Origin of the sequence: Paraburkholderia sediminicola (assembly GCF_046027825.1) — a bacterium.
Taxonomy (GTDB): domain Bacteria; phylum Pseudomonadota; class Gammaproteobacteria; order Burkholderiales; family Burkholderiaceae; genus Paraburkholderia; species Paraburkholderia sediminicola_D.
The window spans coordinates 32,925-44,301 of sequence record NZ_JAQQDU010000072.1 but is presented as its reverse complement, the minus strand read 5'-3'; the positions used below and the strand labels follow the sequence as shown (position 1 = coordinate 44,301).

Sequence of the window (11,377 nt, the reverse complement as noted above, 5' to 3'; positions counted from 1 at the left end):
CTCCAAGCCAGGGGACCCGCTTAAGAATTTGCGGTTGGAGCCGCTTTCTCTTGCTTACTTCTCTTTGCGGCCGGCAAAGAGAAGTAGGTGCCCGCCCCGCACAGGGGCGACGCTAATAAGACCAATAACAAATCAAGGAAAGGCCAGCACCACAGGCACACAGAAACAAAGCGCCGCGAAGGCAAAAAGAACAAGCAGCAAAGCCCAACGACCTAGGCAAACAGACAACAAGCGCCGCGCAGGCAAAAAACCACTTGATCTTAAACCGCCCCCCCAATCGCACGCGATTCATCGGCCGCATCGCCGTCCTCCCGCGCATCATTCCCATACTCAACGAGCCGGTTATACAGCGTCTTCAAACTAATCCCAAGAATCTCAGCAGCACGCGTCTTCACGCCACCACACTGCTCAAGCGTAGCCAGAATCAACTGCCGATCCGCTTCGGCCAGCGAAGTCCCAAACGGAATCGTAATAGCCGTGCCAGCCGCCGGCTTCGACAACGTAATCTGCAACGGCACCGTAGCCGTACTATCCGAATCCTGCCCCGACATGATATGTGCGCGCTGCACATAATTCTTCAGCTCGCGTACATTGCCCGGCCACGGATACGTCATCAACATGTCCTTCACCGAGGCCGGGAAATGCTTCTTCGTGCTATGACGCTCGTTCAGTTCATCGAGGAACGCCTGCGCGAGCAACTCGACATCCTTACCCCGGTCGCGCAGCGGCGGCAACGTGATCGGAAACACGTTCAGGCGATGGTACAAATCGAGCCGCAACTTGCCTTCCATCACCGCCTGCTCAGGATCACGGTTAGTCGCCGCGATCACGCGCACGTCCGTTTCGGTTTCCTTGGTCGTACCAACTCGCATGAACATGCCAGTTTCCAGCACGCGCAGCAGTTTCACCTGCAACTCGATCGGCATTTCGGTGATTTCGTCGAGGAACAGCGTGCCGCCGCTCGCACGTTCGAAATAGCCCTTGTGCTGACGGTCCGCGCCGGTGAACGAGCCGCGCTCGTGGCCGAACATCTCCGATTCGATCAGGTTCGGCGAGATCGCGCCGCAGTTCACCGCGAGAAACGCATGCTTACGGCGCAAGCTGAGTTGGTGCAGCGTCTGGGCGGCAACTTCCTTGCCGGTGCCCGATTCGCCGACCAGCATGACCGAGGCCGCCGTCGGCGCAACACGGCCAATCTGGTCGTAGACCTCCTGCATGGCCGGTGAATTTCCGAGCATCAAACCGAAACGGCCCATGCGGCGCAACTCGCCGCGCAAGGTACCAATTTCCGCCTTCAGGTCGCCGGCGCGCGGTAAGCGCGACAGGATCGCCTTCACGCGCTGCATGTTGATCGGCTTCACCAGGTAGTCGGTGGCGCCCATCTTCAACGCATTGACCGCCGACTCCACCGTGGCGTGCCCAGTAATCACGATCACCTCCACGCCGGAGCGTGGATCGAGATCTTCAAACAGATCGACCCCACTGCCGTCGGGCAGCTTCAGGTCAGTAAAGACCACGTCTGGCATCTGCCGGACCAGTTGAATGCGCGCTTCGCGCAAATCGCCCGCAGTGGCGGTAGTCAGACCGTCTTCCCCGATGATGGCGGAAAGCGCCTCGCGGGTACCGGCATCGTCATCGACAATCAGTACGTGTGGCATCGCGTCTCGAAAACCTGAAAGCGTGGATGGAGGAACATGCAAAACCGCATGCTGAAAAAGCAGGTCGACGGCTCGCCGCTGCGCCGCGTGTGCGCTCAGATGTGAGTACACACTAACGTCTTCGCAACAGCGCCGCCCCTGATTTGACTCAATGCCGCAACAATCTACAGCAAAATGACGCGATACTGCGCAGCATTGTTGTCCATTTACCTATTATACGGTTTTATCGAGCCAAACTTGTATGCGCGCCCGGCGCCGCTTGTCGAAGCGACACGTCGGCGCAGCCGCGTACGCAAGGTCGTCATCGCGGCCCTCAACTGTGCGGAAACGGCCATGCGTCGTCTTTGCCGTTTGGACGTGCCGAGCCATTTGCGCCATGTGCCATATCTGGCGTAGACGGGCCAGTACTCGCCACCGTCACGCTGCCGGACGGCGGTGCCACCGTGCCGCCTTCGTCTTCCCACCGGCTCAGTTCACGCGCCGCCGGAACCTGCGCGGCACGATTTCGCTGCACGTAGCGTACAGCCAGAAACCCACCGAGGGCTATCAGTGCGCCGAAGATGCCAATTTTGGGTCGTCCCATCGTGAACTCCTTGTTGTCGTCAAACGGATGCGTCGAGCATTGCGTGTTAGCCCGTGTTCAGAACGCCAGGCAGGAGACCGGCGCCCGCGGCAATGCCGATCGAGCGCCGCAAGTTTGCGCCGCCGTCAGCGTTCGGTATTGACGGTCGCGGCTCGGTAGCGCCGCTGCGCGCTTTGAACTGAGTCGCGCAAGAGCACACGCATATCGAATGGACGCCGCAAACGCCGTGCCCGGTAAATTTGCCGCTCTCATTCGTTGCCGGCACGGACTCAGGCACTTTCGACCGAGCCTGCGCCGGGCCATTTCACCGACCGTCACATGGATTGCCGGAAGCGGGGTCAAAGTGGTTAAATCGAATTTTTGTGAGATAGTGGCCGCACGGTTCCGTCACGCTCCAAGGCCTGCGCGCCGCGACACCGAACCTCTTTTGCCCAGGATTCCCCGTTTATGGCGTCAACCGACCTCGACTCGCCGACCGTCTCCGCCGGCGGCAATGCTTCGGCACAGGCGAAGCAGCGCGTCGCGGACGGCATCGCGGGACTGAAATCGTACGGGCTCTTGTACGGCTCGTCGCCGGTGATGCTCGATCTGTATGAACAGATCGAACGCGTCGCCAGCACTGACGCGACCGCGTTGATCATCGGCGAATCCGGCACCGGCAAGGAATTGATTGCCCGCACGATTCACGATCAAAGCAGCCGCAAGGACGCACCGTTCGTCGCCGTGAACTGCGGCGCGATTCCCGACGAACTCATCGAAGCCGAATTGTTCGGCCACGAAAAAGGCAGCTTCACGAGCGCGGTCCAAGGCCGTATCGGCTACTTCGAACATGCGAACGGCGGCACGCTGTTTCTCGACGAAATCACGGAAATGGCGCCGGTGCGCCAGGTGAAGCTCTTGCGCGCGCTCGAGACCGGCACGTTTTTTCGGGTCGGCGGCAGCGAACTGATTCGCGCCGACGTGCGCGTGATCGCGGCGACCAATCGCGACCCCGCGATCGCGGTGAAGGAAAACGGTCTGCGCGAAGACCTGATGTACCGGCTCGCGGTTTTTCCGTTGCGCGCGCCGCCGTTGCGCGAGCGTGAGAGCGATCGCGAACTGCTCGCGCAACACTTCCTCGCCTTGCTGAATCAGCAGGAAAGCGCAAGCAAGAGCTTCAGCAAACGGTCGATCGAAACCGTGCGGACATGGTCGTGGCCGGGCAACGTGCGCGAGTTGAAGAACGCCGTGTATCGCGCGTTCATTCTCGCGGAGAAGACGGTCGAGCTGCCGCATCCGCATCTCGCGTCGCGCGTGAAAAAGCCCGTGACGCAAGGCGACGCGATGAGCGTGTGGATCGGCACCCCGCTCGCGGATGCGCAAAAGCAGATCATTCTCGGCACGCTCAAATATTGCGGCGGCGACAAGCGGCGCGCGGCCAAAGCGCTCGGCGTGAGTCTGAAGACGCTGTACAACCGCTTGAGCGTGTACGGCGGCGACGAAGGCGCGGACGAAGAAACCGAGCAATAAGCGGTGCCAGGCGCTCACGCGGTTCGTTCGCGTGCGCGGGTGTTCGCGGGTGTTGTTTGCGTGCTCGCCGTCTACTTTTTGCATCCTCCTCGCGCTTGTTATGCCTCCCCTGCTCTGCTGAAACGGCCCTTTTTTGCGCACCTGTCATCTCATAATTAATCCCTTCGCACCACCAATCAAATCGGCTTCTTCTCACCAGAAACCGATTTGACTCGCACCATCTTTTGCAATTGCTTGCACTTTCCCACTGCCAATTACAAATGGCATCCTGCAAAATGCGGCAGCGCATAGTGCAACGATGAGAAAGACGTGCCTTTCGCTCACGCACCATTCATACACGTGCTTCGCGTGTTTGAACGCTGCATAAGCGAAGGACACTTGCAGGAGCAGAGACAGGGAAATGCAAAAAAGTATGGTGTGGGTCAACAGGGAAAAGCAAACAGCCAAAGCGTCTAAAGCGGCCAAACGCGGACGTCCGAATACAACCGCGCTCGTCGCACTGGCCTTAGCGATCTCGTCGGCATTAAGCGGATGTAGCTCGTTCTATTCGGAAGGCGCCACCGCCGGCGCCGGTATCGCAGGCGCCGCAATCGCGGCCAAAGTCACCAGTAATGCGGCAGTCGCTACCGGCATCGGTCTCGGCGCAGTGGCCGCAGCCCGCGCGGGCGTGCAGTACTCGGAGCGCGTGGTCCATAAGAATACGCAGGACGGAATCGCCAAAATCGCCGGACCGCTCGATGTCGGCGCGATCGCACCGTGGAGCGTGACCCACTCGGTGCCGATCGAAGACGACGAACACGGCCGCGTCACCGTGAGCCGCACGATCAGCACAGGCGCGCTCGACTGCAAGGAAATCGTCTTCTCGGTCGATCAGACCGCCACCAAGAATGTGCCGGCAAGCAGTGCGTTCTATGTCGCGTCGATCTGCCGTGACGGCGACAACTGGAAATGGGCGTCGGCCGAACCCGCTACCGAACGCTGGGGCGCGCTGCAATGAGGGCGGCGACGCTTTCCGGCAACCGGCTGCGGCTCGTGCTGGCGGGTGCGCTATGCATCGGAGCCAGTCTGCTGACGAGCGGCTGCTCGTCGGTCGGCGCAGTGAGCGGTGCTGCGGCCGGTGTCGCATCAGGCCTCGTGACCACCAACCCCGCAGTCGGCATCGGCGTCGGTATCGCCGTGCAGGCCGCGACCGACGAAGCCGTCAACCGCTACATGCGCACCATGCACGGCGATCAGCAGAACATGATCGCCGCATTGGCGGGTGCGATGCCGGTCGGCGAGACGCGGCCCTGGGCGGTCAAGCACACGCTGCCGATCGAGAACGGCCACGGCCAGGTGCGCGTGACGCGCGCGTTCAGCTCGGCGCTCGCGCTGTGCAAGGATTTCGTGTTCTCGGTACAGGACGGCGACGGCCCGAACGCGCACGAAGACTGGTACACGGCGAGCGCGTGTCAGCAGGACAAGGGCTGGAAGTGGGCCTCGGCGGAACCGGCGGTCGAACGCTGGGGCAATCTGCAATAAAAAAAGCGGCAGGGTCTCCCCTGCCGCTTTTTGCCTGAAGCGTCTCAATCAACTCGACCGGATTTAAGACTCCACGTCTTCCAGACTGAAAATTTCCGTCTGGTCGTTGTACGAGAAGATCTCGCCATAACGGCCCCAGTTGATCACTGCGTCGAGTGTCTCTTCCGCGGCGCTGTCCGACAGAAAATCTTCCAGCTCCTGCTCGAAGCGCACGCGCGGTGCACGATGTCCCGGCCGTTCGTTCAACACCTTCTTGATCCGCGCGGCGAGCGGCACGTGGCGCAGCAGATGTTCAGCGAACATCATCTTGCGCTCCTGGGTGCCGAATTCAGAGAACACGCGTGCCGGCGGCGTCAGGAAAATATCGCCTTCGCGCACGTCCGCAAAGCCCAGGTGCTGCAGCACTTCGGCGACCGGGAACAGATCGTCCACCTCCAGATGCAGCGAACGGGCGATTTCCGGCATGTCCGCGCGGCCGTGGTACGGCGCGGCAGCCAGCGTTTCGATCAGACCAGCCATCAGGTTGGTCGACACATGCGGCAGCCAGCTGCCGAGGTCGAGCCCCTTCTTGGTCGCTTCGTCGGTCTGACGCGCGGTCATCTTGGCGTAGATCTCGTCGACCAGGCGGCGGAACGCCGGATCCAGCCGGTTGCGCGGATGCTTGAACGGCACCTTGATCTCGGCGATCACGCGGCCCGGGTTCGACGACAGCACCAGAATGCGGTCGCACATGAACACCGCTTCCTCGATGTTGTGCGTGACGATCAGCACCGATTTGATCGGCATGCGGCCTTGCGTCCACAGGTCGAGCAGGTCGGTACGCAGCGTTTCGGCGGTCAGCACGTCGAGCGCGGAAAACGGCTCGTCCATCAGCAGCAGCGTCGGATCGACCACCAGCGCCCGTGCAAAGCCAACGCGCTGACGCATGCCGCCCGACAACTCGCGCGGATATGCGTTTTCAAAACCGTCGAGACCGATCAGGTCGATCGCGGCCAGCGCGCGTTCGCGACGCTCGCGCGCACCCACGCCTTGCGCTTCAAGACCCGCTTCCACGTTCTGCAGCACGGTCAGCCACGGGAACAGCGCGAAGGTCTGGAACACCATCGCGACGCCCTTCGCCGGGCCATCGAGCGGTTTGCTCATATACGTTACGTCACCGCCGGTCGGCTCGATCAGGCCGGCGATGATACGCAACAGCGTCGACTTGCCGGAGCCCGAACGGCCCAGCATGCCGACGATTTCACCTTCGCGCAGCGACAGGTTCACATCGTCGAGGACAAGCAACTCACCTTGAGTCTTGTTGAACCCTCTGCACACGTCCTTGACGCACAGAATCTCTTCACCGAGGCGCGGAGGCATCGGCGGAGTCTGGACCGGCGCGGCGGTTACGGCAGCTTTAGGATTTTGCATCGCGGTTTGCCTTAAATTTACTGTCAATCGAGCCGAAGCTTGGACTCGGCATAGGCGTACATCGGACGCCACAGCAGGCGGTTGAACAAGGTCACAAACAGGGACATCACGGCAATGCCGAGAATGATTTTCGGGAAATCGCCCGCGGCGGTCGTCTGCGCGATGTACGAGCCCAGACCGTGCGCGACGACTTTGGTATCGCCCCACTGAACGAACTCGGCGACGATACTCGCGTTCCACGCGCCACCGGATGCGGTAATCGCCCCCGTCACGTAGTACGGGAAGATGCCCGGCAGCATCACCTTGCGCCACCACTGCCAGCCGCGGATGCCGAAATTGGTGGCCGCCTCGCGATAATCGTTCGGGTAGGAGCTGGCGCCCGCGATCACGTTGAACAGGATATACCACTGGGTGCCGAGCACGATCAGCGGCGACAGCCAGATGTCCGGGTTCAGGTGAAAGCGCACGATCACGATCACGAACACGGGAAACAGCAGGTTCGCCGGGAACGCCGCCAGAAACTGCGCGAGCGGCTGGATCTTCTCGGCAAGCGCCGGACGCAGGCCGATCAACACGCCGAGCGGCACCCAGATCACCGACGAGATCGCAATCAGCAGCGCCACGCGCAGCAGTGTGATCAGGCCAAGCACTAACACGTGGCCCACTTCGCCAAGCGTCACGCCGGTGCGCACATAGGCCACCACGCTATAGACGACATACGCGGTAAGGAGGATCACCACAATCCCCCACACGATGTCGCCCACACGCGACGATTTCTGGCGCTGCGGAATCGCGAAGCGGACGCGGTCGAATGCCGGCAGACGGAGCGGCACGCGCGCGGCGTTCGCGAAGACCCAGCCCATCGGCACGAGCAGACGGTGAATCAGGCGGGTACGGCGGATCAGGTCGAGCAGCCACGACTCCGGTGCATTGCCGGAGCTGGTCGTTTCCATACGGAACTTGTCGGCCCACGCGACGAGCGGTCGAAACAGGAACTGGTCGTAGGCCAGAATCACGACCGTCATCGCCAGAATCACCCAGCCGATCGCGTGCATGTTCTTGTCGGAGATCGCCTGCGCCAGATAGGCGCCGATTCCCGGCAGCGTGATCGTGTTGTTGCCCACCGTGATGGCTTCAGAGGCCACCACGAAGAACCAGCCGCCCGACATCGACATCATCATGTTCCAGATGAGGCCCGGCATCGAGAACGGCACTTCGAGCTTCCAGAAACGCTGCCATCCCGTCAGATGGAAACCCCGCGAGACTTCATCCAGATCGCGCGGCACCGTGCGCAGCGACTGATAGAAGCTGAAGGTCATGTTCCACGCCTGGCTCGTGAAGATCGCGAAAATCGCCGCGAGCTCCGCGCCCAGCACGCGCCCCGGGAACAACGCGAGGAAGAACGTGACCGTAAACGAAATGTAGCCCAGCACCGGCACCGACTGCAGGATGTCGAGAATCGGCACCAGCACGAGGCCCGCGCGGCGGCTCTTCGCGGCAAGCGTGCCGTAGATCAGCGTGAAGGTCAGCGACGCGACCATCGCCGCCAGCATGCGCAGCGTGGTGCGCATCGCGTATTCAGGCAGGTTCGACGGGTCGAGCGAGATGACCTGGGTCTTCAGCGTCGACATCGGCGCTAGCGTCTGATGAAAGCCAATGGCGGCCATCGCGATCACGCAGATGATCAACGGGAAGGCGACGAAATCCCAGCCGTTAGGTAGCAATCGCCACGCCGAAGCATTGGCGGTGCGTTTCAGGTCGAAACTGAAGTCCATCAGGCGTCCTCCCTATTATTACAAATGTTCAAATGCACCAAGGAGGCCGCGGCTTCGGCGCGGCAGTCTGAAGATTGGTCCGGAAAGCGGAAATCAGGCATGGCAAAACGCATGTGCGCGGTAAATCGTTAGCGTTGGCGACTCGTGGAACGGTGACGGACGTGTCCTCGGCAAGCCGCCTGGGACCACTACCGCGCAGCCGGACTCCCCTGTCGCCGCAGGCGCCGCCCGAAGGCAGGCGAGCTTTCCTTGTTTTGGACGGCACGACACTACACCATCCTATGTTTCAGGCACAACCTTTCACGCCAAATAGCAGTAAATAGCGGTGTACGCCCCACCAGCGGCCTTCAGCCAGCATCGACCACCTGGTGCAGCGAGTCATCTACTGTCATGCGCCAGCTACTTTCCCAGCGATTTCAATTGCGGCCGGGATCGCATTTCACGCCCCTCCCGGAAAACCCGCGCAGCCATTCAGAAAGCTGACGCACTGCCGTTAAGAACCTGATGGGCAAGGCGGACACACTTCGCATTCCCGCAATAACGGTGGCGTCAGGCCCCATGACGGTTAAAATCAGGAGACGACACGCCTCTTTACGGTCGCACCGGGCCGCAGCGCGGTCCGCACCGAGGGCGTATCGCCAGCCGCTTCCACAGGGGCGAACCAGCGCCAGCGCGCTGCCACGAATGAGCTAGTTGCATGTCACAGCCAGACGAATCAGAGGGTCGATGAACAGGACAACCTTGCGCCAGGCAACCGGACCGATCAGCTTCGCGCTGATCGTGCTCGTTTGCTGGTTCGTGGCCGGCATGGTCGCGGACCGGATGGTACAGCAAGAGCTGGACGCGGCCTTGCGCACGCAGCGCCAGATGTCCACGTCGATCGTCGACAATATGGCAGAGGTGATCGCCAGCGACCTCGCCATGTCTCGGGCCATCCCCGCAACCATGGCCGAAATGGACGTGGTCCAGCGCGCGCTGGTGCAATCCCAGAATTATGCCGCGAACGGCCAGGCGACGGAACCCGCTCTGCGCGCCACGTTGTTAAAAGACCCGCAGATGACCGCCGTGAGCAACTTCCTGCACGACGCGCAAGGCTTCTCCGGGCTCGATCAGATCTGGCTCGTCAACGCCAACGGCACCTGTGTTGCATCGAGCAACTCCGTGAACAACCCGCTCGCCGCGGAAAGCTCCTTCGTCGGCGTCGACATGCGCACCCGCAGCTACCTGACGAATGCCCTACTCGGCGCGTTTTCGGAAGCCTACGGCGTGGGCCGCTCGAGCGGCGAGCCGGGCATTTTCATCGCGGCGCCGGTGTATGCCGACGGCCTGCTGGTCGGGGCCGTGGTGGCCAAGGTGGGGATCGCGCGGCTGCGCCACTGGGTCGCGCACGCCGGCACCTTTGTCGCCGATGAACACGGCGTCATCATCATGGCGCACGACAGCGCGCTCGAAGGTCACGCGCTGCCGAACTCGCGCGTCACGCAGATGAGCGCCGAGGAGCGCATGACCATCTATCGCCGCGAAATCCTCCCCGACATACAGATTCAGGTCGACGCGCAGGTGCGCGAACAGGCACCGTGGGTGCCCACCGCCGTGGCCGGGCAGTTGTTCGGCATGAGCGTGCAGCCGGCGCCATCGCTGTATCAGGCACGCAGCGGCTTGAACTCGGGGCTGTCGGCGCATCTGGTCGATCCGCTCGCGGCCTGGCCCGAGCTGCTGCGCAATCACAAGCGCGACCATCTGCTGGTGTTTCTGACGCTGGCCGGCACCGTTGCGCTGGCGTGGGTGATCACCGTGTCGTACGTGCGCGAGCGGCGCCACCATCGCGCCACGCGCGATCTTGCCGAGCAATTGCAATCGGCCAACACGCTGCTCTCGGCCGAGGCGCGTCACGATGCGTTGACCGGCGCGTTGTCGCGACGCTACTTCCTCGACTTGCTACGCCACGAGATCGAACGTGCGCATGCGAGCAACGAACCGCTGTGCATGGCGATCGCCGACCTCGACCACTTCAAGCAGATCAACGACCGCTTCGGCCACGCCGCCGGTGACCGCGCGCTCGAACATTTCGTCGACACGTGCCGCGCAGAACTGCGCGGCGCCGACGCGATTGGCCGGCTGGGCGGAGAAGAATTCGGCTTGCTGCTGCCGGCCACGGATCTGGCGGGGGGCCGCGAAGTCGTCGAACGCTTGCGCCTGCGCCTGAAGGCGATTCCTTCGCCGAAATTGCCGGCCTCGGTGGGTTTGAGCGTGAGCATCGGCATCACCGAACTCTCACCCGACGATCTGCCCGAGCGCATCATGAGCCGCGCCGACATGGCGCTTTACGCAGCAAAGACGGGCGGCCGCGACCGCATCGAAGCGCTTCCGCCCGACGACACCGCGCCGCCCGCGCGGACGGTGGTCAACGCCTGGTGATGGCTGGTGGTGCCTGCTAGCGCGCCGGTCGCCGCTTAAGCTCAATGCCCGCCTCGGCGCAATCGGCGCCCCGATAAGTGCGGTAGCTGATGCAAAGCAAGTCCCGGCCTCGGGCGTCCCGTAACGAAGCAGGTATCATCAACCCTGACATTGAGGTTGCCGCTACCGCTCTAACGGGAGATTCGCATGAAGGGAAATTTGGTCATTGTCTGTCGCGATCAGGATGCTGACGCATTCGACCATCTGCTGGCCGAATACGGCGCGTTCCAGACGCGCCTGTCGTCGACTACGTGGTATCTGAAACTGGATGTTGCACCGGAACTGATTCAGGAAGAGATACTCGCGCGTCTCGGCAAGTACACCACGCACTACATCTTCGAAGCCGAAACGGTAACGTGGAATACCGTGGACAGTGACGCGGCGAATGCGTTGAACACGCTGTTTACTGATTAGCGCAACGGTTGCCGGACACGCAGTCCAGACGGCGCATTCAATATCGACTT

The 11,377-nt window shown here is 62.0% G+C and carries 9 protein-coding genes; 5 read left to right on the top strand and 4 right to left on the bottom strand.

All coding sequences use genetic code 11. From position 1 onward, the window contains the following. Nucleotides 1-260 precede the first annotated feature (260 nt). Entirely contained in the window at nucleotides 261-1,658 is a 1,398-nt protein-coding gene (locus tag PQQ96_RS30480) for a sigma-54-dependent transcriptional regulator (protein WP_408299485.1), read from the bottom strand. Between the two features lie 313 nt (nucleotides 1,659-1,971). Further along, complete coding sequence (locus PQQ96_RS30475; RefSeq protein WP_408299484.1) at nucleotides 1,972-2,241, bottom strand: hypothetical protein; 270 nt, start codon at nucleotides 2,239-2,241, stop codon at nucleotides 1,972-1,974. Nucleotides 2,242-2,688: 447 nt separating this feature from the next. Here PQQ96_RS30475 and PQQ96_RS30470 point away from each other — a divergent pair, with 447 nt between their 5' ends. The 3 genes from PQQ96_RS30470 to PQQ96_RS30460 all read left to right on the top strand — a co-directional run bounded on the left by PQQ96_RS30470 (nucleotide 2,689) and on the right by PQQ96_RS30460 (nucleotide 5,271). Continuing rightward, complete coding sequence (locus PQQ96_RS30470; protein ID WP_408299482.1) at nucleotides 2,689-3,750, top strand: sigma-54 interaction domain-containing protein; 1,062 nt, start codon at nucleotides 2,689-2,691, stop codon at nucleotides 3,748-3,750. 400 nt (nucleotides 3,751-4,150) lie between these two features. Next, on the top strand, nucleotides 4,151-4,747 hold the full coding sequence (locus tag PQQ96_RS30465; protein ID WP_408299480.1) for a hypothetical protein: 597 nt from the start codon (nucleotides 4,151-4,153) through the stop codon (nucleotides 4,745-4,747). Continuing rightward, the gene (locus PQQ96_RS30460; RefSeq protein WP_408299479.1) at nucleotides 4,744-5,271 is read left to right on the top strand and encodes a hypothetical protein; all 528 of its coding nucleotides are present in this window, start codon (nucleotides 4,744-4,746) and stop codon (nucleotides 5,269-5,271) included. Before PQQ96_RS30465 ends, PQQ96_RS30460 begins: the two co-directional genes overlap by 4 nt. A 63-nt stretch (nucleotides 5,272-5,334) precedes the next feature. Here the strand turns inward: PQQ96_RS30460 and PQQ96_RS30455 are convergent, their stop codons facing one another. After that, nucleotides 5,335-6,681 (bottom strand): ABC transporter ATP-binding protein, encoded by a 1,347-nt coding sequence (locus tag PQQ96_RS30455; RefSeq protein WP_408299477.1) that lies wholly within the window; start codon nucleotides 6,679-6,681, stop codon nucleotides 5,335-5,337. Between the two features lie 23 nt (nucleotides 6,682-6,704). After that, the gene (locus PQQ96_RS30450) at nucleotides 6,705-8,456 is read right to left on the bottom strand and encodes an ABC transporter permease (RefSeq protein WP_408299476.1); all 1,752 of its coding nucleotides are present in this window, start codon (nucleotides 8,454-8,456) and stop codon (nucleotides 6,705-6,707) included. A gap of 726 nt (nucleotides 8,457-9,182) precedes the next feature. Here PQQ96_RS30450 and PQQ96_RS30445 point away from each other — a divergent pair. Together PQQ96_RS30445 and PQQ96_RS30440 are read left to right on the top strand one after the other, a co-directional pair. Further along, nucleotides 9,183-10,874 carry a sensor domain-containing diguanylate cyclase gene (locus tag PQQ96_RS30445; RefSeq protein ID WP_408299474.1) on the top strand — a complete coding sequence of 564 codons (1,692 nt, stop codon included), beginning with the start codon at nucleotides 9,183-9,185 and terminating at the stop codon, nucleotides 10,872-10,874. Between the two features lie 186 nt (nucleotides 10,875-11,060). After that, nucleotides 11,061-11,327 (top strand): double-stranded DNA-specific endonuclease, encoded by a 267-nt coding sequence (locus PQQ96_RS30440; RefSeq protein ID WP_201074934.1) that lies wholly within the window; start codon nucleotides 11,061-11,063, stop codon nucleotides 11,325-11,327. Nucleotides 11,328-11,377 lie beyond the last annotated feature (50 nt).